The sequence below is a fragment of the Sphingomonas jatrophae genome (assembly GCF_900113315.1).
GTDB lineage: Bacteria > Pseudomonadota > Alphaproteobacteria > Sphingomonadales > Sphingomonadaceae > Sphingomonas_P > Sphingomonas_P jatrophae.
Genome location: NZ_FOZG01000002.1, coordinates 398,628 through 424,798 on the forward strand (window position 1 = coordinate 398,628; position 26,171 = coordinate 424,798).

Annotated in this window: 27 protein-coding genes and 1 tRNA gene; 14 read left to right on the top strand and 14 right to left on the bottom strand. The window is 69.2% G+C overall.

Annotated features, from left to right (window positions below; translation table 11 throughout):
- Positions 1–57: 57 nt before the first annotated feature.
- Positions 58–915, bottom strand: a complete 858-nt coding sequence (locus BM360_RS11125; protein WP_131819251.1) for a hypothetical protein — start codon at positions 913–915, stop codon at positions 58–60.
- Between the two features lie 163 nt (positions 916–1,078).
- Here BM360_RS11125 and BM360_RS11130 point away from each other — a divergent pair, with 163 nt between their 5' ends.
- Positions 1,079–2,059, top strand: a complete 981-nt coding sequence (locus BM360_RS11130) for an agmatine deiminase family protein (RefSeq protein ID WP_093314636.1) — start codon at positions 1,079–1,081, stop codon at positions 2,057–2,059.
- Between the two features lie 39 nt (positions 2,060–2,098).
- Positions 2,099–2,947, top strand: a complete 849-nt coding sequence (aguB, locus tag BM360_RS11135; RefSeq protein WP_093314638.1) for an N-carbamoylputrescine amidase — start codon at positions 2,099–2,101, stop codon at positions 2,945–2,947.
- 18 nt (positions 2,948–2,965) lie between these two features.
- Here aguB and BM360_RS19580 read toward each other — a convergent pair whose 3' ends face one another.
- Both BM360_RS19580 and BM360_RS11140 read right to left on the bottom strand, forming a co-directional pair.
- Entirely contained in the window at positions 2,966–3,118 is a 153-nt protein-coding gene (locus BM360_RS19580) for a hypothetical protein (RefSeq protein ID WP_165611284.1), read from the bottom strand.
- Entirely contained in the window at positions 3,118–3,759 is a 642-nt protein-coding gene (locus tag BM360_RS11140; protein ID WP_093315996.1) for a uracil-DNA glycosylase, read from the bottom strand. Before BM360_RS11140 ends, BM360_RS19580 begins: the two co-directional genes overlap by 1 nt.
- A 46-nt stretch (positions 3,760–3,805) precedes the next feature.
- Between BM360_RS11140 and folK the strand changes: the two genes are divergently transcribed.
- Positions 3,806–4,294, top strand: coding sequence for a 2-amino-4-hydroxy-6-hydroxymethyldihydropteridine diphosphokinase (folK, locus tag BM360_RS11145; protein WP_093314640.1), 489 nt, complete (start codon positions 3,806–3,808; stop codon positions 4,292–4,294).
- Between the two features lie 50 nt (positions 4,295–4,344).
- A tRNA-Lys gene (locus BM360_RS11150) sits at positions 4,345–4,420 on the top strand.
- 42 nt (positions 4,421–4,462) lie between these two features.
- On the opposite strand, the gene BM360_RS11155 is transcribed toward BM360_RS11150, so the two are convergent.
- From BM360_RS11155 to nusB, 5 genes are all read right to left on the bottom strand, one after another.
- Positions 4,463–6,634, bottom strand: coding sequence for a sodium-translocating pyrophosphatase (locus BM360_RS11155; protein WP_093314642.1), 2,172 nt, complete (start codon positions 6,632–6,634; stop codon positions 4,463–4,465).
- Between the two features lie 202 nt (positions 6,635–6,836).
- On the bottom strand, positions 6,837–7,724 hold the full coding sequence (thiL, locus tag BM360_RS11160; protein ID WP_093314644.1) for a thiamine-phosphate kinase: 888 nt from the start codon (positions 7,722–7,724) through the stop codon (positions 6,837–6,839).
- A gap of 7 nt (positions 7,725–7,731) precedes the next feature.
- Positions 7,732–7,869, bottom strand: coding sequence for a hypothetical protein (locus tag BM360_RS19585; protein WP_165611285.1), 138 nt, complete (start codon positions 7,867–7,869; stop codon positions 7,732–7,734).
- 2 nt (positions 7,870–7,871) lie between these two features.
- Positions 7,872–8,249: a hypothetical protein gene (locus BM360_RS11165; RefSeq protein ID WP_093314646.1), complete on the bottom strand. Its 378-nt coding sequence runs from the start codon at positions 8,247–8,249 to the stop codon at positions 7,872–7,874.
- Entirely contained in the window at positions 8,246–8,707 is a 462-nt protein-coding gene (gene nusB, locus BM360_RS11170) for a transcription antitermination factor NusB (protein WP_242653451.1), read from the bottom strand. The genes BM360_RS11165 and nusB overlap by 4 nt, the downstream gene beginning before the upstream one ends.
- A gap of 90 nt (positions 8,708–8,797) precedes the next feature.
- Here nusB and BM360_RS11175 point away from each other — a divergent pair, with 90 nt between their 5' ends.
- Positions 8,798–9,799 carry a threonine aldolase family protein gene (locus tag BM360_RS11175; protein ID WP_093315998.1) on the top strand — a complete coding sequence of 334 codons (1,002 nt, stop codon included), beginning with the start codon at positions 8,798–8,800 and terminating at the stop codon, positions 9,797–9,799.
- A gap of 7 nt (positions 9,800–9,806) precedes the next feature.
- Positions 9,807–10,727 carry a DMT family transporter gene (locus tag BM360_RS11180; protein ID WP_093314648.1) on the top strand — a complete coding sequence of 307 codons (921 nt, stop codon included), beginning with the start codon at positions 9,807–9,809 and terminating at the stop codon, positions 10,725–10,727.
- Position 10,728: 1 nt separating this feature from the next.
- On the opposite strand, the gene BM360_RS11185 is transcribed toward BM360_RS11180, so the two are convergent.
- Entirely contained in the window at positions 10,729–11,502 is a 774-nt protein-coding gene (locus tag BM360_RS11185; RefSeq protein WP_093314650.1) for a Rossmann-fold NAD(P)-binding domain-containing protein, read from the bottom strand.
- Positions 11,503–11,616: 114 nt separating this feature from the next.
- Here BM360_RS11185 and pepN point away from each other — a divergent pair, with 114 nt between their 5' ends.
- Positions 11,617–14,205: an aminopeptidase N gene (pepN, locus tag BM360_RS11190; RefSeq protein WP_093314652.1), complete on the top strand. Its 2,589-nt coding sequence runs from the start codon at positions 11,617–11,619 to the stop codon at positions 14,203–14,205.
- 62 nt (positions 14,206–14,267) lie between these two features.
- Positions 14,268–14,882 carry a glutathione S-transferase family protein gene (locus BM360_RS11195; RefSeq protein WP_093314654.1) on the top strand — a complete coding sequence of 205 codons (615 nt, stop codon included), beginning with the start codon at positions 14,268–14,270 and terminating at the stop codon, positions 14,880–14,882.
- Positions 14,883–15,013: 131 nt separating this feature from the next.
- On the opposite strand, the gene BM360_RS11200 is transcribed toward BM360_RS11195, so the two are convergent.
- Both BM360_RS11200 and aspS read right to left on the bottom strand, forming a co-directional pair.
- Positions 15,014–15,790: a polyphosphate kinase 2 family protein gene (locus tag BM360_RS11200; protein ID WP_093314656.1), complete on the bottom strand. Its 777-nt coding sequence runs from the start codon at positions 15,788–15,790 to the stop codon at positions 15,014–15,016.
- 115 nt (positions 15,791–15,905) lie between these two features.
- Positions 15,906–17,684: an aspartate--tRNA ligase gene (gene aspS, locus BM360_RS11205; RefSeq protein WP_093314658.1), complete on the bottom strand. Its 1,779-nt coding sequence runs from the start codon at positions 17,682–17,684 to the stop codon at positions 15,906–15,908.
- A gap of 168 nt (positions 17,685–17,852) precedes the next feature.
- Between aspS and rnd the strand changes: the two genes are divergently transcribed.
- From rnd to BM360_RS11225, 5 genes are read left to right on the top strand one after another with little or no spacing between them, the layout of a single operon-like run.
- Positions 17,853–19,214, top strand: a complete 1,362-nt coding sequence (gene rnd, locus BM360_RS11210) for a ribonuclease D (protein ID WP_242653452.1) — start codon at positions 17,853–17,855, stop codon at positions 19,212–19,214.
- Entirely contained in the window at positions 19,192–19,401 is a 210-nt protein-coding gene (locus tag BM360_RS19895; RefSeq protein WP_242653453.1) for an I78 family peptidase inhibitor, read from the top strand. The genes rnd and BM360_RS19895 overlap by 23 nt, the downstream gene beginning before the upstream one ends.
- Entirely contained in the window at positions 19,392–19,565 is a 174-nt protein-coding gene (locus BM360_RS19590; protein WP_165611286.1) for a hypothetical protein, read from the top strand. The genes BM360_RS19895 and BM360_RS19590 overlap by 10 nt, the downstream gene beginning before the upstream one ends.
- A gap of 21 nt (positions 19,566–19,586) precedes the next feature.
- On the top strand, positions 19,587–20,237 hold the full coding sequence (locus BM360_RS11220; protein ID WP_093314662.1) for a hypothetical protein: 651 nt from the start codon (positions 19,587–19,589) through the stop codon (positions 20,235–20,237).
- Positions 20,238–20,242: 5 nt separating this feature from the next.
- On the top strand, positions 20,243–20,569 hold the full coding sequence (locus BM360_RS11225; protein ID WP_093314664.1) for a hypothetical protein: 327 nt from the start codon (positions 20,243–20,245) through the stop codon (positions 20,567–20,569).
- A 29-nt stretch (positions 20,570–20,598) separates the two neighbouring features.
- On the opposite strand, the gene BM360_RS11230 is transcribed toward BM360_RS11225, so the two are convergent.
- Together BM360_RS11230 and BM360_RS11235 are read right to left on the bottom strand one after the other, a co-directional pair.
- The gene (locus BM360_RS11230; RefSeq protein WP_093314666.1) at positions 20,599–22,095 is read right to left on the bottom strand and encodes a Ppx/GppA family phosphatase; all 1,497 of its coding nucleotides are present in this window, start codon (positions 22,093–22,095) and stop codon (positions 20,599–20,601) included.
- 87 nt (positions 22,096–22,182) lie between these two features.
- Positions 22,183–24,363: an RNA degradosome polyphosphate kinase gene (locus BM360_RS11235; protein ID WP_093314668.1), complete on the bottom strand. Its 2,181-nt coding sequence runs from the start codon at positions 24,361–24,363 to the stop codon at positions 22,183–22,185.
- A 72-nt stretch (positions 24,364–24,435) separates the two neighbouring features.
- Here BM360_RS11235 and BM360_RS11240 point away from each other — a divergent pair, with 72 nt between their 5' ends.
- A complete protein-coding gene (locus tag BM360_RS11240) occupies positions 24,436–25,272 on the top strand; it encodes an AIM24 family protein (RefSeq protein WP_093314670.1) in 837 nt (278 codons plus the stop codon).
- 12 nt (positions 25,273–25,284) lie between these two features.
- Here BM360_RS11240 and BM360_RS11245 read toward each other — a convergent pair whose 3' ends face one another.
- Positions 25,285–26,157: a hypothetical protein gene (locus BM360_RS11245; protein ID WP_131819252.1), complete on the bottom strand. Its 873-nt coding sequence runs from the start codon at positions 26,155–26,157 to the stop codon at positions 25,285–25,287.
- Positions 26,158–26,171 lie beyond the last annotated feature (14 nt).

Consider the following 26,171-nt stretch of genomic DNA (forward strand, 5'->3'; position numbering starts at 1 on the left):
TCGGAAGGATCTATCCGAAGTGGACCGCTTTCCTGGCAAGCGGGCCGGATCGCGCGCTTACCCCTTCATCTTCTTCGCCACCGCGTCGAACGAGGCGGCCTGCACCGAAATCGTCTTGAACGCATCCAGCATGGTGCGCAGGTCGAACTTCTTGGTCCACGCATTGCCCGATTTCGCGAAGGGGGCCAGCGTGCTGGCGATGCGGGCGAGCGTGTTATAGTCGCCGTCGGCCAGACCGTTGGCGGGCATCCCCTCCTTCTTGGCCTTGATCAGGTCGCTCAGCGCGCCGGTCATGTCGGCGCTGGCCTCCGTCAGGAGCTCGGCGGCTTCCTCCAGGTCGGGCTTCGCCTCCTCGGGCGTCTCGGCCTTGCCCGCCCCCAGCAACAGCTTCTTCGCCGCGGGTAGCTCCGGATGCTTCTTGCCGGCGACGCCCTTCACCTCGTCGATCAGGCTGCCCAGCTTCTTGGCGACCGCCTCGGCCCGCCGTTCGCCGAACAGTTCGTTCAACTCGTCCACCTGCTTCTTGATCACCGCTGCCTGCACCAGCTTCACGTGCGTGTCGGCCGCCTTGATGATCGCGGCGAGTGCGGCCTTGCTGTCCTTGCAGGCGGCCACGTCCTTGTCCCCCGCCTTCGTCTTGGCGCGGGTGCGGATCTCGGCGAGGTTGCTGGCCAGCTTCTTAGCATCGCCGTTCATGAAGCTGAGCGCATGTTTCTGCCAGTTCAGGTGGGTCGTCGGGTTGCTCGTCACCCACTGATAGGGAAAGTCGATGCCCTTGAAGTGCTTCTCGGACTTTTCCAGCGCATCGATCACCGGCCCGATCTTGCCCGCTTTCTCCGCCTTCTTGTAGGATGCGGCGCGCAGTTCGCTCGGCCAATCGAAGCTGTTGTCGCTCAGCAGGGTCCAGCTCGGCATCTCGTCATCCACCCCCATCGAAGCCGCCGACTCGGTGGCCGGCGGTACGTCCCCGTTCCTATCCAAGCATGGGCGGGCCGATCAGTGAAGCACGGCACAGCCCCCTCCCCCCGCACGCCTCCCGCCGCTATAGGCGCGGCCGCACGTCCGAGGAGCAAGCCCCATGTCCATCCGCTTCCCCGCCGAATGGGAACCGCACGCCTGGGTGTGGATCGGCTTTCCCAGCCATGCCGAGCTCTGGCAGGAAGACCTCGATGAAGCTCGCGCGGAGGTGGTCGACTTCGCCCGCGCGGTCCATGCCGGCGGCAAGGGCGAGGAAGTCGTGCTGGTCGCCGCAGACGCCGAAGCCGCGGTTGCGGCAGAGGCGATGGCGGGCCCCGGCATCTCCGTCGAACTCGCCCGCTTCGGTGACATCTGGCTGCGCGATACCGCGCCTCTGGTCGTCACCGGCGAGGCGCGTCCGATTGCGCTCGATTTCCGCTTCAATGGCTGGGGCGGCAAATATGACCTGCCCGGCGATGACACGATCGGCCGCGATCTGGCCGAGCGGCGGCGCCTGCCCGTCCGCGCGCAGGACTGGATTCTGGAGGGCGGCGCGATCGACATGGACGGCGCCGGCCTGCTGGTGACGACCGAGCAATGCCTGCTCAACCCCAATCGCAACCCATTCCTCTCGCGTGAGCAGATCGAGGAGCGGCTGCGCGCGACGCTCGGGATCGATCGGGTGCTGTGGCTCGGCAACGGGCTGCTCAACGACCATACCGATGGCCATGTCGATAATCTCGCCCGCTTCGTTGGGCCCGGCCGCATTGCCGTCCCCGTCCCCACCACCGACGATCCGAACGAGGCGGTCTACCGCGACGCTGCCGCCCGCGCCCGCGCCTTCGGCCTGGAGGTGGTCGAGATGCCGTCCCCCGGCGCGGTGCTCCGCGACGGCGAGATCGTGCCCGCCTCCTACATGAACTTCTACATCGGCAATTCGGCCGTCGTGGCACCGCTCTACGGCGCACCGAACGACGATGCCGCGCTGGAGGCGCTGCGCCGCATCTTCCCGGATCGCACCGTCGCCGGCTTCCGCGCCGACCATGTGCTGACCGGCGGCGGCAGCTTCCACTGCATCAGCCAGCAGATGCCCGCCAGCTGACACTCGCATCCGTCACACGCACCCCCTATCTGGCTGCCCATGACCGAGATCACCGTCGCCGCCCTCCAGCTCGCTTTCGGCGAGGACACCGCCGCCAACATCCGCAACGTCTCGACCCTGGTGCGCGAGGCGGCGGGGCGCGGCGCGCAGGTGATCCTGCCGCCCGAGCTGTTCGAAGGCCCGTATTTCTGCCGGATCGAGGATGAGGGCCTGTTCGCCACCGCCAGGCCGACCGACCAGCATCCGTCCGTCCTCGCGATGCAGGCGCTGGCGGCCGAGCTGAAGGTGACGATCCCCACCAGCTTCTTCGAGGCGGACGGTCCGCACCATTATAACAGCCTTGCGATGATCGGCCCGGACGGCGCCATTCAGGGCGTCTACCGCAAGAGCCACATTCCCGACGGGCCGGGCTATGAGGAGAAATTCTATTTTCGCCCCGGCAACACCGGCTTCAAGGTGTGGCCGGGTCCCGGTGCGAAGCTGGGCGTCGGCGTCTGCTGGGATCAATGGTATCCCGAGACCGCGCGCGCGATGATGCTGATGGGCGCGGAAGTGCTGTTCTACCCGACGGCCATCGGCAGCGAACCGCACGATACCAGCCTCGACACCGCACGCCTGTGGCGCCGCGCGATGGTCGGCCATGCCGTGTCGAACGTCGTGCCCGTCGTCGCCGCAAACCGCGTCGGCACTGAACATGGGCAGACCTTCTACGGCACCAGCTTCATCACCGACGAGCGCGGCGACATCCTGGCCGAACTCGACCGCGAGGAAGAGGGCGTCATCACCGCCACGCTCGATCTCGATCGGGTGAAGCGGCACCGCGCCGCCTTCGGCTTCTTCCGCGATCGCCGGCCGGAGCTTTACGGGCGGCTGGTGCAGGATATCTGACCAGCAGGCGGCGGCGGCTCAGCCCTTCTGCCGCCGCTTCACCTTGCGGTAGACGACATAGCCGCCCGCCGCCGCGCCACCGACGCCGACCGCCACGCCGGCACCGGCAGTCAGCGCGCTGGACGCGAGGATCCACATGAAGTCGGCGATGGCGACCGTCACTTGCAGCATCAGCCAGCCATAGCACGGATCTCGACCGCGCGGGCAAAGATCGCGCGGAACATGTCGGGGCTGAGCACGCGGGTGTTCTGGTTGTAGCGCGAGCAGTGATAGCTATCGAGCAGCAGCACGCCCGAGGGCATGTCATGCTCCGCCCCATGGCCGAAGCGCGCCTTAGGCAGCCGCCCGCCCAGCGCCTTTACCGCGGACTGGTGCGCGATCTGGCCGAGCGCCACCACGACGCGCAGGTTCGGCAGATCCTCCAGCGGCGAGGCGAGGAAGGGCCGGCACGTGCGGATCTCCTCCGGCGTCGGCTTGTTCTGCGGCGGCACGCAACGCACCGCATTGACGATGACCGCGCCGTCCAGCGTCAGCCCGTCGTCGGGCGTCGCGCCGTAGCTGCCGCGGGCGAGGCCATACTCCAGCAACGTCTCGTAGAGCAGCACGCCCGCGAAATCGCCGGTGAAGGGTCGCCCGGTGCGGTTCGCGCCTTGCAGGCCGGGGGCGAGGCCGACGATGGCGAGCCAGGCGTCGGAATCGCCGAACACGGGAACGGGCGCGTTATACCAATCGGGATGGGCGGCACGCTGCACATCGCGGAAGGCGGCGAGGCGTGGGCAGAGCGGACAATCGAGGGGAGGAGCAAGCGTCATGGCGCACGGCATAGCGTCTGCAGCTCCACCGCACTACGGCGAGGCGATGCAGCTTTACGCCCTCGCGCTCGGCTCCAATCGCCGCCACCATCGCCATGGCGGCCCCGCGGGCGTGCTGGCGGCGGCGACGGAGGCGCTGGCGGCACACGGGGTCCGCGTGATCGCCCGCTCGCGCATCCGCGCCACACCTGCGCTCGGGCCTGCCGGCCGCGGCTTTGCCAATGCCGCCCTGCTGGTGGAAACGCCGCTCGATCCGCCTGCCCTGCTGGCGGTGCTGAAGCGCATCGAGCGGGATTTCGGGCGACGGCCCGGTCGGCGCTGGGGGCCGCGGGTGCTCGACATCGATATCGCGCTCTGGTCCGGCGGCCGTTGGCCGCAGCGCGGGCGGGCCGCGCCGGGGCGGCTGAGCGTGCCGCATGCGGCCCTGGCTGAGCGGAGCTTCGTACTGGATCCCTTGAGCGACCTGTTCCCGCAGCGCTTCGGCGGCATGCATCCCCGTGCGCTCCGGCATCGCTTGAGCGGGCTTCTGAATTGACCCGCCGCGGCGGGCAGCCTAACGGAGCGGCCCGCGCGCGCGGTTGGTGAGGGTCCGTAGCTCAGTCGGTAGAGCAAGCGACTTTTAATCGAGAGGTCCCGGGTTCGAGCCCCGGCGGACCCACCACCGGGGCGGAAGTCCGCCCCAGCAGCAGGCCCGAACGCGAGATCAGGCAGCGAGCGCGGCCAACAGCAGCAGCGCCACGATGTTGGTGATCTTGATCATCGGGTTCACCGCCGGACCGGCCGTGTCCTTGTAGGGATCGCCGACCGTATCGCCGGTCACCGCCGCCTTGTGCGCGTCGGACCCCTTGCCGCCGTAATTGCCGTCTTCGATATACTTCTTGGCATTGTCCCACGCGCCGCCGCCGCTCGTCATCGAGATGGCGACGAACAGGCCCGAGACGATCACGCCGAGCAGCATGGCGCCGAGCGCGGCGAAGCCCTGCTCTTTGCCCGCGACCGCCGCGACGATGAAGTAGACCGCGACCGGCGACAGCACCGGCAGCAGCGAGGGGACGATCATCTCCTTGATCGCCGCTCGCGTGACGATGTCGACCGTGCGGGCGTAGTTTGGTCGGCTGGTGCCCGCCATGATGCCCGCATTGTCGCGGAACTGCGCGCGGACATCCTCCACCACCGATCCCGCGGCCCGGCCGACCGCGGTCATGCCGAAGGCGCCGAACAGATAGGGCAGCAGCGCGCCGAGCAGCAGGCCGACGATGATGTACGGGTTGGAGAGCGAGAAGTTGACCGTGCCCGTCAGCCCGAGAGCGTCGTGGTAGCGGTCGAGATCGGTCGTATAGGCGCCGAACAGCACCAAAGCGGCCAGCGCGGCGGAGCCGATGGCATAGCCCTTGGTCACCGCCTTGGTGGTGTTGCCGACCGCATCCAGCGCGTCGGTCTTGTGCCGCACCTCATCCTCAAGGCCCGCCATCTCGGCGATGCCGCCGGCATTGTCGGTGACGGGGCCATAAGCGTCGAGCGCGACGACCATGCCTGCGAGCGCCAGCAGCGAGGTAGCGGCGAAGGCCACGCCGATGATGCCCGCCAGCTGATAGGTGGCGACCACCGCGACGACGATGACGAGCGTCGGCAGCGCGGTCGATTCGAGGCTGATCGCAAGGCCCTGGATCACGTTGGTGCCGTGGCCGGTCACGCTGGCCTTGGCGATCGACTTCACCGGGCGGAAGTTGGTGCCGGTATAATATTCGGTGATCCAGACGAGCAGGCCGGTGACGCCGAGCCCGATCATCATGCACCAGAACAGATCCCAGCCGGAGAAGCTGAGACCCCCGACGGTGCCGGCCGCCGTTTCCCCGCCGAGCGCCGGGGTGACACCTGCGGCGGCCGCATCGCCCGCCCGGCTGACCACGGTCGAGAGATCGCCGCCCAGCGCATACCAGGTGACGCCGAGGATGGCGGGGACCGCGAGGATCACCGTCGTCCAGAAGCCCTTGTAGAGCGCGCCCATGATCGAGCCCTTGGAGCCGAGCCGGACGAAGTAGGTGCCGATTATCGAGGTGATGATGCACACGCCGCCGACCAGCAGCGGAAGGACCATGAGCGCGGCGAGCTGCGGCGCATCGGGCACGAGCAGCGCGATGGAGACCATCGTCAGGCCGAGCGTCACGACATAGGTCTCGAACAGGTCGGCGGCCATGCCGGCGCAGTCGCCGACATTGTCGCCCACATTGTCGGCGATCACCGCGGGGTTGCGGGGATCGTCCTCCGGAATGCCCGCCTCGACCTTGCCGACGAGGTCGGCGCCGACATCCGCCGCCTTGGTGAAGATGCCGCCGCCCAGCCGCGCGAAGATGGAGATGAGCGAGGCGCCGAAGGCAAGCGCGGTCAGCGCGTCGATGATGGCGCGGTCGGCGGGCGCATGGCCGGCAGGGCCGGTCAGATACCAGAACAGGCCGGCGATGGAGAGGAGGCCGAGGCCTGCCACCAGCATGCCGGTGATCGCGCCCGAGCGGAAAGCGAGCGTGAGACCACCCTGGAGCGAGCCGCGCGCCGCCTCGGCGGTGCGCACGTTGGCGCGGACCGAAATGGTCATGCCGACATAGCCGGCGACGCCCGACAGGATCGCACCGATCAGGAAGCTGACGGTGGAGAGCGTGCCCAGCGTCAGGAACAGGACGACGGCCACGGCTGCGCCGACGATGGCGATGGCGGTATATTGCCGGCCGAGATAGGCGCGCGCGCCTTCCTGGATGGCGGCGGCGATGTCCTGCATGCGTTCATTGCCGGCGGGTGCGGCGATGACCTGGCGGGCGGTGATCAATCCGTAGAGCACGGCGATGATGCCGCACAGGATAGCGAAGGTGACGATTGGCATCCGGTCTCCCCTGATTATGCGGGCGGCCGTCGCTGTTCACGCGATCTGTCCGTATCCGCGTCAGGCATCAAGGTATGAGCGCGGTTTACCGGCCTGTCCAGCGGGGCTTAAGTTGACGAAGTTGACACTCAGAGACCGTTTTCCGACACCGGCGGAATAGGCCCGGCAGCAACCTATTAGCCTGCGAGATCAATCACATGGATCAATGCTGCCACCCGAGTGCAGCGGGCAGCGGGACAGGGCCGGCGGCATCGCTGAGCGTCAGGCCGGTGCCGGGCGCGAAGGCGCCGATGCGCGTCGCCGGTACATCCAGCACGGGCAGCGCCGTGCCGGGCGGCAGCGCGAAGAGCAGTTCGTAATCGTCGCCCGCGGTGGCCGCGGCGAGCCGGGCAGCGCGGCCTTCGCCGACGAGCGGTGCGGCGTCGAGGTCGATCGTGACAGCCAGGTTGCTGGCGGCGGCGATGCGGGCGGCGTCGATCAGCAATCCATCCGACACGTCGCACATGGCGGTGACGAGCGGGCCGAGCGCCCGGCCTGCCGCCAGCCGCGGCTCGGGACGGCGGTAGCGATGGGCATAGGCATCGTTCAGCCCTGCCGTCGCCGAGACAAGGCCGAGCCCCGCCTCGCCGATGGTCCCCGTCACCCACAGCGTGTCTCCCGCGCGGGCGCCGCGCCGGTCGGGAGCGCCGCCCGCCGGTGCGCGGCCGAGTGCGGTCAGCGACAGCGTGCGCGGCCCCCTGCCCTGCACCGTGTCGCCGCCGAGCAGCGGCACGGCGAAGCGCGCCAGCACCTCGCCCAAGCCTGCGATGAACGCCCTATCCCACGCGGGATCGCCCAAGGGATAGCCGAGCAGCAGCCCAAGCGGCGTCGCGCCCTTGGCGGCGAGATCGGACAGGTTGGTCGCGACCAGCTTCCACGCCACGTCGGCAGGCGGGTCGTCGGGCAGATAATGGACGCCCTCGACCAGCAGGTCCTTGGTCAGGACGAGATCGCCGGAAAAAGGAAGGACGGCGGCATCGTCGAGCAGCCCGCGTGCAGCGGGATCTGTGGCAAGGCCGCGCAGTGCGGCGATGAACGAGGATTCGCTCAGGGCAAGCTCAGTCGTCGGCGAGCTGACTGCCCCAATAGCCGCGCTTGGTGGGACGGCGCAGCTGGACCTCGAGCCATGCGAAGCCGCTCACGCAGATGACGGTGACGACACCGGCGAAGATCATCACGGCCTCGGTCAGGTCCATGCTCAACGCTCCGTTTCCTTCAGCAGCGCCTCGAGCCGTTCGGCCTCGAACTCCTGCTGTGCCGCCCGCATATCCATGCGCATCCAATACATAGTCCCTGCGACGAACATCAGCAAGGTCAGGGCCGCGATGCCGAGGATCGCCGCACTCGCCTGACCGCCGACGATCAGCAGCAGAGTTGCCGTGAGCAGCGATCCGCCGCCGAACTTGGCGAAGGCATCGGCCAGCTTGGCGTTGGTCTGGAAGCGCCGGGCGGACCGGCGGAACACCAGCGCCTCGTCCTTCAGGCCGATCCTCGCGGCGCGGCGACCCGCCGGATCGGTGATCGCGGCGAGCTCTTCGGCCCGCTCCGCCAACGATCCGACCGTCGGCGGCTTCACCCCCGCACGGCTTTCGCCACCGCATCGAGCAGGCCGTTGGCGAAGCCCTTTTCGCGCTTGTCGTAGAAGGCGTCGGCGACGTCGACATATTCGCTGATGACGGTGCCGGTCGGCACGTCGGGGCGGGCGAGCAGCTCGTAGCAGCCGGCGCGCAGGATCTGGCGCATCGGCCGGTCGAGCCGGTCGAGGCTCCAGCCAGAGGCGAGGCGCGCGGTGATCGCGGCGTCGATCTCGTCGCGGCGGGCATCGACGCCCTTCACCAGATCGTCGAAGAAATCGACCTCGGCATCGGCATAATCGACATCCTCGATGGTGGCACCGAGGCGGTGGCGGTGGAACTCGTCCAGCAGGCGGGGCAGCGCGGTGCCCTCCATTTCCTGCTGGTAAAGCGCCTGCACCGCGGCGAGGCGCGCCGCCGAGCGCGAGCGCGCACGTTCGTTGATCCTGGGCTGTGGCATGGCGCTGCCCTTACGCCGATCAGCGTGCGGCGGAAAGGGGGCGCTGAAAGCCCGTTGCCTCGCGCCTGCACGCGACGCATGGGCGATTTCATGCGCTTCTTCTCCGACAATGCCGCCTCCGCCCACCCGGCCGTGCTCGACGCGATCGTCGCCGCCAATGCGGTGGACACCGCCTATGATGGCGATGCGATCAGCAAGCGGCTGGACGGCGCCTTTTCCGACCTGTTCGGCCGCCCGGTCGAGTCGCTGTGGATCGCGACGGGTACCGCGGCGAACAGCCTCGCGCTCGCCGCGCTGTGCCCGCCTTATGGCGGCGTGCTGTGCCATCATGACGCGCACATCCAGAATGACGAGGCGGGCGCACCCGAATTCTACACGCACGGCGCCAAGCTGCTGCTCGCGCAAGGCGACGGCGCCAAGCTGACGGTGGATAGCGTGACGGCGACCGCCGACGCCATCGCGCGCGACGTCCACCGCGTGCAGCCGCATGCGCTGTCGCTGACCAACGCCACCGAATATGGCCGCGTCTATGCGCCGGACGAGGTGGCGGCGCTGGCTGACTGGGCCAAAGGGCGGGGTTTTGGCGTCCACATGGATGGCGCACGCTTCGCCAACGCCATTGCGCATCTCGGCTGCACGCCGGCCGAGCTGACCTGGCAGGCGGGGGTCGACGTGCTGTCGTTCGGTTTCGTCAAGAATGGCGGCATGTCCGCCGAGGCGCTGATCTTCTTCCACGAGGGGCTGGCCGAGGCGACGCGCATCCGCCGCAAGCGCGCGGGGCATCTGCTGTCCAAGGGCCGCTTCGCCGCGGCGCAGATCCTGGCGCTGATCGAGGAGGATCGCTGGATCGCCAATGGCCGCGCGGCGAATGATGGCGCGCGGCGGCTGGCGGAGGCGGCGACGGGGCGGCTGATCCACGCGGTGGAAGCGAACGAGCTGTTCCTGCGGATGACGCCCGACGAGGCCGCGACTTTGCGCGCGCAGGGCTTCGACTTCTACGACTGGGCGGAGGGCGAGATCCGGCTGGTCGTATCGTGGGACCAGCCGGAGGCGGAGATCGCCGCGCTCGCCAGCGCGCTCGCCGCGCTGTGACCCGGCCATGAGCGGGCTGGCCGGCGCACCGCCGCTGAGCGCGCGCGCGCGGCTGCGGGCCGCCGCGCCCTTCACCATCGTCACGCTGATCTGGAGCTCGACGTGGCTCGTCATCCGGCACCAGCTGGGCGACGTGCCCGCGGAATGGTCGGTCGCGTGGCGCTTCGTCGTGGGCGCGGTGGCGATGGCGGCGATCGTCGCGGCGACGCGGGCGCCGTTCCAGCTGCCTGCCGCCGGCCATGCCGTGGCGCTCGGCGTCGGGCTGTTCCACTTCGCCGCCAACTTCCAGTTCGTCTACCGCGCCGAGGGGCTGATCGCATCGGGGCTGGTGGCGGTGCTGTTCGCGCTGCTGCTGGTGCCCAATGCGCTGTTGGGGCGGCTGGTGCTGGGGCAGCGGCTGTCGCGCCCCTTCCTGATCGGATCGGGCGTGGCGATGGCGGGCATCGCCCTGCTGTTCGCGCATGAGGCGGCGCGCGATCCGAGCGGCACGGGGACGACGCTGGCGGGCGTGGGGCTGACGCTGATCGCGGTGCTGTGCGCGTCGGTGGCCAACATCCTCCAGGCGACGGAGCGGGCGCGGCGCGTGGCCGGCGCGAGCCTGCTGTTCTGGGCGATGACCTATGGCGCGGTGGCGGATGCGGCGTTTGCCTGGATGGTGGCCGGGCCGCCGCGGATCGACTGGTCGGCCGGCTATATCGGCGGCGTCCTCTATCTCGGCGTGATCGGATCGGCAGTGACGTTTCCGCTCTACCTGCACGTCATCCGCACGATCGGGCCGGCGCGGGCGGCCTATTCGAGCGTGCTGATCCCCGTGCTCGCGATGGCGCTGTCGACTTTGTTCGAGGGCTATCGCTGGTCGGTGGAGGCGGCGGCGGGCGGGCTGCTGACCTTGGCGGGGCTGGCGCTGGCGCTGCGCGCGCGGGGGTGAGCTAGAGCAAGGCGCGCAGACCCGCGCGGTAATCGGGATAGAGTGGGCGCCAGCCGAGCAGGCGCTTCGCCCGGCCGTTCGCGATGCGGCGATTTTCCGCATAGAAGCCGCGTGCGGCGGGGCTGAGCGTCTCCACCGCGACCAGCGGCGGCAGCGGCATCCCGAGCAGGCGGGCGGCCGCCGCGATCACGTCATTCTGGGGCGCGGGCAGATCGTCGGCGAGGTTGTAGGCGCCGGGGGGCGCATCGAGGCCGGCCATCACGCCGGCGGCGAGGTCGTCGACATGGATGCGGCTGAAGATCTGGGCGGGCGCATCGACGCGGACGGCGCTGCCTGCGCGGACCCGGTCGAGCGGCGAGCGGCCGGCGCCGTAGATGCCGGGCAGACGGAAGACGCGCGCTCCGAGCGCCAACCACGCCGCGTCGGCGGCGGCACGGGCGGAGCGGCGGCCGGAGCCGGTGGGTGCGCTCTCGTCCACCCACGCGCCGCCCGTATCGCCATAGACGCCGGTGGAGGAGAGATAGACGAGCGTGCGGCCGGCGAGCGCGTCGCCGTAGCGGGCGAGCACCGGGTCTGCGTCGCCCTCCGGCGGCACGGAGGAGAGGATGTGCGTCGCTGCGGCGATAGCGGGACGGACGCTGCCCTCGTCGTCGAAGGCGAGCGTGTCGGCATCGGCGGAGCGGCGCGTGGCGGTGACGCTCCAGCCGGCGGCGCGGGCGCGGGCGGCGATGCGCGTGGCGGAGAAGCCGAGGCCGAAGATCAGCAGGTGCGGCATCAACACTCCCCGTCATGCAGCCGCTGGCATGTGCCGCGCGGTGGATGCTGAAACAAGTTCAGCATGACGGAAGAAGGGGTGTTCCCGCCGCAGCGAGCCGCTACATCCGACCTCATGCTGGATGCCGTCACCGCCCCCGCGCTGCCCCATGTGATCCACCGCGGCGATTATCGCCCGCCCGACTGGCTGGTGGACGAGGTGGCGCTCGACTTCGCGCTCGATCCGGAGGCGACGCGTGTGAAGGCGCGGCTCTCCGTCCATCGGAACGGCGCGCATGAGCGCGTGCTGAGGCTGGACGGCGACGGGCTGACGCCGCGCGCCGTGCGGGTGGACGGCGCGGACGCGGACTGGCGGATGGACGGGCCGGCGCTGCTGCTCGACCTTACCGGCGACGCGCATGTCGTCGAGACCGAGGTGGAGATCGCGCCCGCGGCCAACACGCAGCTGATGGGCCTCTACGCCTCGGCCGGGCTGCTGTGCACGCAGTGCGAGCCGGAGGGCTTCCGCCGCATCACCTTCTTCCCCGACCGGCCCGACGTGCTGGCGCGCTACACCGTCCGGCTGGAGGCGGACGCCAGGCGCTTTCCCGTGCTGCTGGCCAATGGCGACCATGTCGGCGGGGGCGAGCTGCCCGGCGGGCGGCACTGGGCGGAGTGGCGCGATCCCTTTCCGAAACCCGCTTACCTGTTCGCGCTGGTGGCGGGCGACCTCGCCTGCAATGCCGACACCTTCACGACGCGCTCGGGGCGGGAGGTGCAGCTCGGCATCTGGGTGGCGGCGGGCGACGTCGAGCGGACGCATCACGCCATGCGCGCGCTCAAGACATCGATGGCGTGGGACGAGCAGGCCTATGGCCGCGAATATGACCTGTCGATCTTCAACATCGTCGCGGTGGCCGATTTCAACTTTGGGGCGATGGAGAATAAGGGCCTCAACATCTTCAATTCGCGCTATATCCTGGCGGACCCGGACACCGCCACGGATGCGGATTACGACGCCATCGCGGCGGTCGTCGCGCATGAATATTTCCACAACTGGTCGGGCAACCGCGTCACCTGCCGCGACTGGTTCCAGCTCTCGCTGAAAGAGGGCTTCACCGTGCTGCGCGACCAGCAATTCTCCGCCGACCAGGGATCGCCCGCAGTGAAGCGGATCGAGGATGTGCGCGCGCTGAGGGCGGCGCAGTTCCCGGAGGATAGCGGTCCGCTCGCCCACCCGATCCGGCCGGACCAGTATATCGAGATCAGCAACTTCTACACGCCGACCGTCTACAACAAGGGTGCGGAGGTGATCCGCATGCTGCTCGTCCTGCTCGGGCCGGAGCGCTTCCGGGCGGGATCAGACCTCTACTTCACCCGCCACGACGGCGAGGCGGCGACGTGCGAGCAGTTCATCCAGGCGATGGAGGATGCGACCGGCGAGGATCTGGCGAAGTTCCGGCTGTGGTATTCGCAGGCCGGCACGCCGCGCGTGCGCGCCACGCTGACGCAGGATGCGCCGGGCGGCCGCGCACGGCTGCGGCTCGATCAGGCGGTGCCGGCGACGCCGGGCCAGCCGGACAAGCAGCCGATGCCGATCCCGCTGCGCATCGCTCTGTTCGGGCAGGCGAGCGGCACCAAGATCGCCGAGCAGCTTGTCGTGCTGGACGAGAGCCATGCCGAGATCCTGTTCGATGCGGTGCCCGAGCAGCCAGCGCTCTCGATTAACCGCGGCTTCTCCGCGCCCGTGATCGTCGAGAGCGACCGTTCGGCCGCCGACCTCGCCTTCCTGTCGGCGCATGATGACGATCCCTTCGCCCGCTATGAGGCGATGCAGCAGCTGATGATCGACACGCTGGTGACGGGGATCGCCGCGGGCGATGCCGACATCGCACCGGTGATCGAGGCGGTGCGCCGCACGCTGACCGATCCCGCGCTGGACGCCGCCTTTGTCGCGGAGGCGGTGCTGCTGCCGTCCGAAGCGTTCATCGGCGACCAGATGCTCGTGGTCGATCCCGAGCGGATCGCGCTGGTGCGCGAGGGGCTGCGCGCGGCGCTCGGCCGCGAGCTGGAGGATGACTGGCGCACCGTCTACGAACGGCATGCGGCCAACGGCTATGACTACAACCCGACCGCCAAGGGCGCGCGCCGGCTGCGCACGGTGGCGCTCGGCTTCATGGCGGCGAGCGGCGCCAAGGACGTGCCGCAGATCGCGCTCGACCAGTTCGCCCGGGCGGACAACATGACCGACCGGCAGGGCGCGCTCGGCGTGCTCGCCAACGGCTACTCCCCCGAGCGGGAGGAGGCGCTCGCCGCCTTCTACGCGCGCTACCGCGACAATCCGCTGGTGCTGGACAAGTGGTTCACCACGCAGGCGCTGTCCACGCGCGAGGACACGCTGGACGTGGCCAAGGCGCTGGTGCGGCACCCCGATTTCACCCTGTCCAACCCGAACCGGCTGCGCGCGGTGGTCGGCGCCTTCTCGCTCAACCAGCGGCCCTTCCATGCGGCGTCGGGCGCAGGCTATCGCTTCCTCGCCGACATGATCCTCGAGGTCGACCGGCTGAACCCGCAGACCGCGGCCAAGCTGGTGCCGCCGCTCGGCCGCTGGCGCCGCTTCGACGAGGGCCGCGCCGCGCTGATGCGCGGGCAGCTGGAGCGGATCGTGGCGACGCCGGTCCTGAGCAAGGACGTTTTCGAGCAGGCGAGCAAGTCGCTCGGCTGACGGGGCTGCCATCGTCACACGTTCCTGCTACGTTCCGGTTCCGAATCGACAGGGAGGAACCGATGGCCGACACGCTCACCTTCTTCACCAACCCGATGTCGCGCGGGCGCACCGTGCGCTGGATGCTCGAGGAGACCGGCTGCACCTATGACACGGTGCTGGTCGACTGGGCGAACAAGCCGGCCGAGCTGCTCGACATCAACCCGATGGGCAAGGTGCCGGTGATCCGCCACGGCACCCGCGTGGTGAGCGAGGTGGCGGCGATCTGCACCTATCTGGCGGACGCCTTTCCGGACGCCGGGCTGGCACCGGCGCTGACCGACCGCGCGGCTTATTATCGCTGGCTGTTCTTCGTCGCCGGCCCGTTCGAGGCGGCGATCACGGACAAGGCGCTGGGTATCGAGAGCACGGCGGGCAAGGAAGGCTTCGTCGGCTATGGCGACATGGACCGCACGCTTTACATGATTGAGCGCGCGGTGGAGGGCGCAGGCTATCTGGCGGGCGAGCGCTTCAGCGCAGCGGACCTCGTCGTCGCGGCCTATCTCAACTTCTACATGCAGTTCGGGCTGATCCCGAAGCGTCCGGCATTCGTCGCCTATGGCGAGCGGATGGCGGCGCGGCCGGCGGCGGTGCGCGCGGCGGAGATCGACGACGGGCTGATGCCGAAGCAGGGGTGAGGCACGGCGAGGACGTCGTCACCCCAGACTCGGTCCGGGGTCCACCGGGGTGTCAAGCAATTCGGCTTGCCGGCGCAACCGCCCGGTGGATGCTGAAACAAGTTCAGCATGACGGGGAATGGGTGTAGAAGTCAGCCTTCGCCGAACGCCTGTTTCGCCAGCGCGAGAACCGCGGGATCGGCGGGGGGCGGCTGCATGGGGACGTGCTTTTCCAGGCGGTCGGCGATCCACTTCAGCGCGGCGATGCGGGCGGCCTTCTTGTTGTTGCCGTCGATCACCTTCCAAGGTGCCCAGCGCGTGTCGGTGTGCTGGAACATGTCGTGCATCGCGGCGAGATAGTCGGTGCGGCGGGCGCGGTTGCGGAAATCGTCGGCGCCCGTCTTCCAGCGCTTCCACGGATGCTCAATCCGCGCCTTCAGCCGCTCGTCCTGCTCCTGCTGGCTGATGTGGAGGAAGAGCTTGAGGATGATCGTGCCGTCATCCTTCTGGCGCGCCTCGAATTCGTTGATCTCGTCATAGCCGCGCTGCCATTCGGACGGCTTGGCATAGCCCTCGACCCGCTCGACCAGCACACGGCCATACCAGCTGCGATCGAACACGGCGATCTGGCCGCCCGCCGGCAGCTTCGTCCAGAAGCGCCAGAGGAAGTGGCGGCTGTTTTCCTCCGGCGTCGGCGCGGCGATCGGCCACACCTCGAAGTGGCGAGGATCCCATTCGGCGGTCAGCCGCTGGATCGCCCCGCCCTTCCCTGCCGCGTCCCACCCCTCGAACAGGATGACGGCGCGCCTGCCATGGACGATGTGCGCTACCTGGATGCGCGCCAGCCGCTTCTGCAGCGCGGCCAGATCGGCGGAATAGTCGCCGGGATATTTGCCGCCGGTCTCGAAGTCCGAAAGGTTGATCGCCACGGCATCCCTCCACCCCTTCGCCGTCGCCCCAGCGGACGCTGGGGCCTCTGGCGGCCGGGCACCACCGCCAGAGATGCCAGCTTTCGCCGGCATGACGAAGGGGTTTGCGGGTGCGTTAACCCTTCGCCTGCTCGACCACGCGGATGTTCAGTTCGCGCAGCTGCTTGGGCGTCGCGGGCGCGGGGGCGTTCATCATCAGATCCTCCGCCTTCTGCGTCATCGGGAAGGCGACGACCTCGCGGATGTTGGGCTCGTCCGCCAGCAGCATGACGATGCGGTCGATGCCGGGCGCGGAGCCGCCGTGCGGGGGTGCGCCATATTTGAACGCGCCGACCATGCCGGGGAAGTTCGCCTCGACCTCGGCCTCGGAATAGCCGGCAATCTCGAACGCCTTGAACATGACGTCGAGCTTGTGATTGCGGATCGCGCCGGACGACAGCTCAACGCCGTTGCAGACGATGTCATACTGATAGGCGAGGATATCGAGCGGGTTCATCGTCTCCAGCGCGTGCAGCTCGCCCTGCGGCATGGAGAAGGGGTTGTGGCTGAAATCGACCTTCTTGTTGTCCTCGTCCCACTCGAACATCGGGAAATCGACGACCCAGCAGAATTTGAACACGCCCTGCTCGATCAGGCCGAGATCCTCGCCGACGCGGGTGCGGGCGAGGCCGGCGAGCTTGGCGGCGTCACCCTCCTTGCCGGCGGCGAAGAACACGCCGTCATCGGGGCCGAGGCCGAGCGCGGCGATCAGCTCCGCCGTCTTTTCCGCACCGTGATTCTTGGCGATGGGGCCGCCTGCCTCGCCACCCTTGATGTTGATGTAGCCGAGGCCGGTATAGCCCTGGCCGCGCGCCCAATCGTTCATGTCGTCGAAGAACTTGCGGCTCCTGGTGCCGGCACCCGGCGCCGGGATCGCGCGGACGACGCCGCCACCCTCGACGATCCGCGCGAAGATGCCGAAGCCCGAGCCCTTGAAGTGTTCGGACACGTCGGTGATCTCGAGCGGGTTGCGCAGATCGGGCTTGTCCGAGCCGTAGCGCAGCATGGCGTCGCGATAGGCGATGCGCGGGAAGGGTGCGGGCGTCACCGCCTTGTCGCGGGCGAACTCCTCGAACACGCCGTGCAGGACGGGCTCGATCGCGGCGAACACGTCCTCCTGCGTAACGAAGCTCATCTCGAAATCGAGCTGGTAGAATTCGCCGGGCGAGCGGTCCGCGCGGGCATCCTCGTCGCGGAAGCAGGGGGCGATCTGGAAATAGCGGTCGAAGCCGGCCACCATCAGCAGCTGCTTGAACATCTGCGGCGCCTGCGGGAGCGCGTAGAACTTGCCCGGATGGACGCGGCTGGGGACAAGATAGTCGCGCGCGCCCTCGGGGCTGGAGGCGGTCAGGATCGGCGTCTGATACTCGGTGAAACCCTGCTCGATCATGCGGCGGCGGATCGAGGCGATGACGTTGGAGCGCAGCAGGATGTTGGCGTGGATCCGCTCTCGCCGCAGATCGAGGAAGCGGTAGCGGAGGCGGATGTCCTCGGGATAATCTGCCTCGCCGGCTACGGGCAGCGGCAGCTCCTGCGCGGGCGACTGGATCTCGACGCTCCGCGCGAACAGCTCGATCTCACCCGTCGCGAGATTGGCGTTGGTGGTGCCGGCGGCGCGCGCCTTGACCTCGCCGGTGATGGTGATGACGCTTTCCGCGCGGAGGCCGTCCAGGGTGGCAAAGGCAGGCGAATCCGTGTCGGCGACGACCTGCGTCAGGCCGTAATGATCTCGCAGATCGATGAACAGCACGCCGCCATGATCGCGCTTGCGATGGACCCAGCCCGACAGGCGGACGGTCGACCCCACGTCCGAGGCGCGGAGGGCGGCGCAGGTGTGCGTGCGATAGGCGTGCATGGTTTCTCTCATCCGTCACTCCGGCGCCAAGCCGGGGTCTCGTTAGGCATAAGCGCGCCGTGAGAGATCCCAGCTTTCGCTGGGATGACGGCCGCGGGATAGGCGCGGCGCTTCCCCGGCACGGCTTGTTTTGTCAACCCGGCGTTCCCGGTCTATGGCGCCCGTCCCATGAAGATACACCCGCTCATCACGACGACCGAGGCGCTGGCCGACCTGTGCACCCGGCTGGCGGACGCGCCGTTCGTCACGGTCGATACCGAGTTCATGCGCGAGAACAGCTATTGGCCGGAGCTGTGCCTGATCCAGATCGCCAGCCCGCAGGAAGCCGCGGCGATCGATCCGCTGGCCAAGGGGCTGGACCTGAAGCCCCTGCTCGACCTGATGGTCGACAATGAGGAGGTGCTGAAGGTCTTCCACGCGGGCGGGCAGGATCTGGAGATCGTCTACAACCTGACCGGCAAGACCCCCTATCCGCTGTTCGACACGCAGGTGGCGGCAATGGCGCTGGGGATGGGCGAGCAGGTCGGCTATTCCAACCTCGTCGACAGCTGGCTGGGCATCAGCCTCGACAAGGGCGCGCGCTTCACCGACTGGTCGCGCCGTCCGCTGGACAAGCGGCAGATCGATTATGCGATCGGCGACGTGACGCACCTCGCCAAGATCTTCCCCAAGATGCTGGAGCGGCTGCGCAAGCGCGATCGCGGCGCGTGGCTGGACAATGAAATGGAGCGGCTGGGCAATCCGGCGAGCTACGAGAATGTCCCCGATCTGGCATGGACGCGCATCCGCATCCCCGGGCGCAATCCCGACACGCTCGGCCGGCTGAAGGCGCTGGCGGCGTGGCGCGAGCGCGAGGCGCAGCACAAGAACCTGCCGCGCGGGCGCATCGCCAAGGACGAGACGCTGGCCGACATCGCCGCGCACCCGCCCAAGGTGCAGGCCGATCTCGCCAAGGTGCGCGGCCTTTCGCCGAGCTGGGCGGGCAACGATATCGGCGGGCGGATGATGACCGCGCTGGCGGAAGCCAAGCCGCTGAGCGACGCGGAAATGCCCGCGCGTGAGGACAAGAAGCCGGGCCTCGGCAAGGAAGGCGCGCTGGTCGCCGACCTGCTGAAGCTGCTGCTCAAGATCCGCGCGCGCGACTCGGACGTCGCGGCCAAGCTGATCGCGCGATCGGACGAGCTGGAGCTGCTCGCCGCCGGGCGGCGCGAGGGGCTGGCTATGCTGGAGGGCTGGCGGTTCGAGCAGTTCGGCCGCGACGCGCTCGACCTGGTCGAGGGGCGGCTGGCCTTTGCGGTGAAGAACGGCAAGCTGCGCATGACGCGGACGGCTGAGGAGACGGGACATGAACGAGGCAGCACGGTCGGGCCGGAGGATGCTGCTGATGCTGGCGATGCTGGCATCGGGACTGACGCCGCTGCTGACGGGGGCGTGCAGCCCCGCGCCGAGGCCGAGCCCGCCGCCAAGCCCCGCCGACGCCGCCGCAAGCCGGCCGGAGACGGCGCCAGTGCCGGCGACGTGCAAGGTTGAGCCGCTCGCCGGTCTGATCGGCGGCGTCGTCGACGCCGGCAGCATCGAGGGCGCACGCCGGCGCTCGGGCGCGGCGACGGTGCGGGTGGTGCGGCCCGGCCAGATGGTGACGCAGGATTATCGCGAGGACCGGCTGAACCTGACGGTGGACGGCAGCGGGCGGCTGGTGAAGGCGGCATGCGGCTGAAGCGGCGCCTGGGCATGGTGGCCGCCTTCCTGGCCGCCATGGTGTTCGGCGAGGCGGTGCTGCCCGCTGGCGCGATCGCGCGGCGGCTCGGCCCGCGTCGGCGTGCCGCCCGCGCCAAGGAGCCGAGCGTCACGCCGATCGTTGCGCCCCCAACAAAATCGTGACCGTTTCGTCGGGAGACGTGGATGACCAGCCCCTATCGCACGATCCGCGGGACCACCTATCGCCAGTTCCGCACGGTGTTTCCCGGCAGCCGCCTCTTCTTCGTCAGCGGGCGTGACATCGCGATCGAGCATTGGGCTTACGAGGTCGGCCAGCACGAATTCGACTATGAGGTGAACTCCCGGCGCACCGGCGCCAACGGCCGACCGGAGGCGATCGCGACGACGCGGGATGCGCTTGCCCGCGAGTTCATGGAGGGCCGCGCGATCGGGCGGATGCCGATCCCGCTGAGCATCGGTGATTCGGACGGCAATCGCCTGCCGGAGGTGCAAATGACCTATGGTGAGGTCGCGCCGCAGCTCTATCGTTCGCGTGTCGATAGCGAGCGAGTCGCCTGGTCGGTCAATTTCGTCCGCCACTATCATCTCAACACGCAGGGGCGGATCGGCATGGGTCTGGCGATAGCGCGTCCGAACGCCAACGTCTCCGCCTCCGCTGCACGCACCGCCGCTGCGCAGAACATGCAGAGCGGCTTCAACTATCTGATGCTGTGGATCCCCGCGCGCGACTTCGAGCGGACCGAACTGCTGCCCGGCGGCTTCGGCACGATGGACATGATCGGCGAGAGCCCGACGCTCTACCGGCGCTTCGTCAACTGGGTGCAGGGGCGATGAGGGGCGTGGCGTTCCTGGTCATGGCGATGCTGGCGGGATGCTCGTCGGCGCAGCCCACTGACGAATATAGCCGGCCGACGCCTGGCGCTGCCCTCCTGGTCGATGCCACCGACGCTGCGACGGTTGACCGCATCTCCGAGCGCGTCCTGGCCCGGCTCGCTCGCGAACCTGCGCTGCGCACGGCCTTGCTGTCCGAAGGGCATGAGACGGCGACGCGCTACAGCATCAGCTTTCGCGGCAGCTGTGCCGGTCAGGCATCCTTCGTGGCGGCGATGCGCGCAGAGATCGCCAAGGTGACGCAGGCACGCGCCATCTGCGAGGATCGTCCCTGATCGACCGTCCGTGACACGCACGGTGCGCGTCAGCCACGGCCTCCCGCCACCTCGCCCTTCCGGCCGAACGCCGTCGCCAAAGCCTTCAGGCGGCGTTCCACCGCTTCGCCCCACAGCCCCTCATCTCCGCCGAGCGTCAGCGTGACCGCCTGGGGCGTGAGCGCGATGGCGGAGGCCTCCAGCCCGCTGGCGACGCCACCGGACAGGCGTTGCCCCAGCCGCATGGCGAGGCCCCAGCGGTCGGCGCGGGCGAGATCCTCGGGCGTGGCCAGCCGGTCGAGCAGGGGCACCGAGCCGCCATTGCCGAAATGGGTCCAGAGCGCGCGCGCCACCATCGCGCGGCCACGCGCATCGATGCCGACCCAATTGCCGTGGAGCGCGGTTTCCATGCCGCGGATGGCGCGGAACTCGGGATGCGCGCGCCACGCGACGTCGGACAGCAGGCAGGCGGCGTGGCGCAGCCGCGTCTCCTCCGCCCCCTCGTCGCCGAACAGGGGCGCGATCCAGTCGGCCAGCAGGTCGCCATGCTCGGGAAAGCGGCCGGCGCGCGCGCCCTCGTCGCGCATGGCGGCGAGCAGCGGATCCTCCGCCTGCACGGCAGGCGGCAGGCTGCGGTGGAGCAATCCTTCGCGCAGGCCGTAGGCGGAGACGATCATGCCGCTGGAGCGCAGCCGGCGCACGACCACGCTGAGCATGGCCGCCGCCTCGGGCAGGGTCGAGAGGCGGCCGGCGGACAGGCCGGGCACCTCGCGCAGGCGCTTCTTGTCCATGTGCGCCAGCACGCGCACCAGCCGCGCCGCCTCGTCCACCGGCATGCGATAATGGTGCATGATCGGCAGCGGCCACTCGGTCAAATGCATGTCGAGCCGGGCGAGCGCGCGCCACGACCCGCCGACGAGGTAGAAGGGCTTGCCCTCCCCTGCCGACCAGCCCGCCGCCTCGAGCGCGTGGCCCACCGCCTTGTCGAGCGCGCCCCGCCCCTGTTCGCGGATCGCGCCGAGCCGCAGCACGCCGAGCGGCAGCGACAGCCGCTCGTGGATGGCGCCGCCGGCCACGCGGATCAGCTCCAGGCTGCCGCCGCCGAGATCGCCCACCACGCCGTCCGCATGGGGGATGCCGGCGAGCACGCCATAGCCGGCGGTCGCCGCCTCCTCGTCCCCGGAGAGAAGCTCGGGCTCGATGCCCAGGCGCTTCAGCCGCTGGAGGAACAGCGCACCATTGCTAGCATCGCGGACCGCGGCGGTGGCGACGGTGCGCAGCCGCCCCACCTCCATCGCGCGGGCAAGGCCGACGAAGCGGGCGAGCGCGGCATCGGCGCGCTCCATCGCCTCGGGCTCGATCGTGCCCGACTTGGCCAGCCCCTTGCCGAGCCCCGCCAGCACCTTTTCGTTGAACAGGATGGCGGGAACGCGCGCCGGGCCTTCATAGACGACGAGGCGGATCGAGTTGGAGCCGATGTCGATGATGCCGATACGGCCCTGCGGTGGCGCGGCCGTTTCTCGGCGGCGGAACATCGTGGCAGGCATGAGCCGCTCCTAGCGGGGCGATGCGACAGGCGCGAGACTTGACATAGATGTAACCCTCTCCTGCGTCAGAGGGTCCTGCCTGTGGTGTCACGCCCCGCGACGGAGACTCAGCTTGGGCACGGCGCCCGCCCGGTCGAGCGCGGCGCCGCGCCCGGACAGCGACGGGTTGGTCATGAAATAGCGGTGGAGATTGAACGGGCGCGCACCGGGGCTCATCCGCTCATATTCGCCGTCCGGGAGCAGCAGCCAGCTCTGCTCGGTATCGTTGAGGTTGGCGACCATCACCTGATCGAGCACCTGCGCGTGGACGGTCGGGTTCTCGACCGGCAGCATATATTCGACCCGCCGGTCGAAATTGCGCGGCATCCAGTCGGCCGAGGAGATGTAGACGCGCGCATTCGGGTTGGGCAGCGCCGCGCCGTTGCCGAAGCACATGATGCGGCTATGCTCGAGGAAGCGGCCGACGATCGACTTGACGCGGATATTGTCGCTCAAGCCTTCGATACCGGGGCGCAGGCAGCAGATGCCGCGGATGATGAGGTCGATCTCCACGCCCGCCGCACTCGCGCGGTACAATTTCTCGATGATCGCGGGATCGACGAGGCTGTTCATCTTCGCCCAGATCTGCGCCGGGCGCCCTTCGCGCGCATGGTCGATCTCCGCATCGATCAGCGCGGACAATTGCTCGCGCAGGCCGTGGGGGGAGATGGTCAGCATCTCCAGCTGCACCGGCTCGACATAGCCGGTAATGTAGTTGAACAGCTGCGCCGCATCGCGGCCCGCGCGCGGATCGGCGGTGAAGAAGCTCAAGTCGGTATAGATGCGCGCGGTGACCGGGTGATAATTGCCCGTGCCGAAATGGCAGTAGGTGCGATAGCCGTTGCCCTCACGACGGACGACCATCGACACCTTGGCGTGCGTCTTCCAATCGATGAAGCCATAGACCACCTGCACGCCCGCGCGCTCCAGCTGCGCGGCCCACATCAGGTTCTGCTCCTCGTCGAAGCGGGCCTTGAGCTCGACGACGGCGGTCACCGACTTGCCCGCCTCCGCCGCATCGACCAGCGCGCGGATCACCGCCGATTGCTTGCCCGCGCGGTAGAGAGTCTGCTTGATCGCGACGACGTCCGGATCCTGCGCCGCCTGCTTGAGGAAGGCGAGCACGACATCGAACGATTCGTAGGGGTGGTGGACGACGATGTCCTTGTCGCGGATCGCGGCGAAGCAATCGCCGCCATGCTCGCGGATCCGCTCGGGAAAGCGGGCGGAGAAAGCGGGGAATTTGAGGTCCGGTCGCTCCTCCTCGACCAGCGCGGAAAGCTCGGTAATGCCGAGATAGTCGGCCCGGTCGGTGACGATGGTGCCGCCGCCGCCAATCTCGTCCTTGACGAGCTTTTCCAGCTCGTCCGGCATGCCGCCTTCCATCTCCAGCCGGATGACGCGCCCCTTGCGCCGCCGCTTGATCGCCGAGCGGAAGTAGCGGACGAGATCCTCCGCCTCCTCCTCCAGCTCGATGTCGCTGTCGCGGATGATGCGGAAGGCGCCGGTGCGCTCCACCGAATAGCCGGGGAACAGAATGCCGGTGAAGCGGCGCACGACCGTCTCGATCGCGACATAGCGGGCGGCGGGATGATCGCCGGCATCGTCGGGCAGGCGGAGAAAAGCTGGCAGCGTCGCCGGGATCATCAGCAGCTCGCGGATCGGCTCGCCATCCGACAGGCGCTTCAGATCGAACAGGATGGAGAAGCCCTTATTGGGGATGAACGGGAAGGGATGCGCCGGATCGAGCGCCTGGGGCGTGAGGACGGGGAAGATCTGGTTGCGGAATTGCGGCTCCAGCCAGGCGACGGCGTCAGCATCCAGCTCCGCCTCCTCCAGCACGACGATGCCCGCTGCCGCCAGCTCACGCCTGAGCGTCACCCATACCGCCTGCTGCGATGCCATCAGCGCATCGGCACGCGCATCGATGGCGACGAGCTGCTGGCCGACCGTCAGCCCGTCGGGCGAGCGATTGTCGACATCCTGCAGCAGCTGGCCGCGCAGGCCGGCGACGCGAACCATGAAGAATTCGTCGAGATTGTTGCCCGAGATAGACAGGAAGCGCAGCCGCTCCAGCAGCGGATGCGCGGGATTGCACGCCTCGTCCAGCACGCGCTGGTTGAAGGCGAGCCACGACAGCTCGCGGTTGAAATAGCGGTTGCGCGGCGCGATCGGCGCGTGCGGCGGCTCCGTCTCGAGGATGTTCGTCGGAGCGCGTGCGTCGGTCATCGCTCCCGCCTAGCGCAAAGCCGGTGAATCGTCGATGACAGGCGGGTCCATCCAACCGCAGGAAGCAGCATCATGCCCCCGCAGAGCCCCTGGTCGCACCACCGCGCCGCAGGCATCGCCGACGATATCGACTTCGAGATCAAGGGGCAGGAGCTCCAGTTCGTCGAGATCGAGCTGGATCCGGGCGAGAGCGCGGTCGCGGAGGCAGGCGCGCTCGTCTGGAAGGATGCGGCGATCGACATGACGACCGTGTTCGGCGACGGATCGGGCGGTGCCGGCGACGGCTTCATGGGCAAGCTGCTCGGCGCCGGGCGGCGGCTGGTGACGGGGGAGAGCCTGTTCACCACCGTCTTCACGCATCAGGGCCACGGCAAGGCCCGCGTCGCCTTCGCCTCGCCGACTCCCGGCGCGATCCTGCCGATCAAGCTGAGCGACGTCGGCGGGCGGCTGATCTGCCAGAAGGACAGCTTCCTCGCCGCCGCCAAGGGCGTGTCGATCGGCGTCCACTTCCAGCAGCGCATCCTGACCGGCCTGTTCGGCGGCGAAGGCTTCATCATGCAGAAGCTGGAGGGTGACGGCTGGGTGTTCGTCCAGATGGGCGGCACCGTGGTCGAGCGGACGCTGGGCCCGGGCGAGGAGATCCACGTCGACACCGGCTGCCTCGCCGCGCTGACCGACAGCGTCGATTACGACATCGTGCGGGTGACGGGCGTGCGATCGATGCTGTTCGGCGGCGAAGGCCTGTTCTTCGCGCGGCTGCGCGGGCCGGGCAAGGTGTGGGTCCAGTCCCTCCCCTTCTCGCGCCTCGCCGGCCGGATGCTGGCCGCCGCCGGATCGAAGGGGGGACAGAATCGCGGCGAGGGATCGGTGCTGGGCGGCCTCGGCGACTTCATCGGCGGCAACGACTGAGCGGAGACGGCGTCAGCCCTCGTCCGGCCGATCCTCCAGCCCTGCCGTCGCGCCGCGCCGGGGCAGGCCTGGCAATGCGTCCGTCAGCCGGTCGAACTGCGTCATGCAGCCCTGATCGGCCAGCGTGGCGGCGAGCGCGGCGAGGCTATCGGACATGGCAATGCGGACGAGGCGCATCCGCCACGGGGTGCGCCCGGTGGTTGCGGGTGCGAAGGCGAGATCGCCGGTCGTCGCCGGTGCGGCGGACCAGATCTGCTCGGGCGCGGCGGGCGTCCAGTCTGACCTGAGCGGCGCTCCGGCACCGTCCTGCTGGAACAAAGCAGGCGTGTAGCGTCCGCCGAGGCGGCTCAGCCAGACGGGCGCGCCTGACGGGGCGCAGACGATGCGGGCATCGCGGAGCGGCGCGGTCCACAGGCTGCGGCGGAACAGCGCGGCGCGGATGGCGGTCGCATCGCCGCGAACCGAACGGGCCAGCCAGTATGCCGCGCGGTGCGGATCCTCGTCATGCGCCTCGTCAGGACGGAGCGGCCCGGGGCCGGCGGTTTCAATCGCGCAACCGCCCGTCGCGGCACAGACGAGCGCATCGGCGGAGGGGGCGGCACGCTGTTCGGCGACCTGCCACACGCGGCGCTCGGCCGCGGACTGGCGCGTGAGCGGCGCGGTTGTGGGCACGGTGGCGGGGCCATGCAGCGTGCGGCGACCCTGCCAGTCGATCGCCTTGACGACATCACCCGGCGCGATGCGCGCGCCGGCCGCGAGCAGCGTGCCCGCCGGATAGACGCCCGCCCCCGCCCCGCTCGCGGACAGGACCAGCACCTGCGCATCCGCCCTTGCCGCGCCCGCCAGCGCGACGGCGACCGCGCAAGCCTGTCCCACTTTACGCATCGGACCTCCCCACC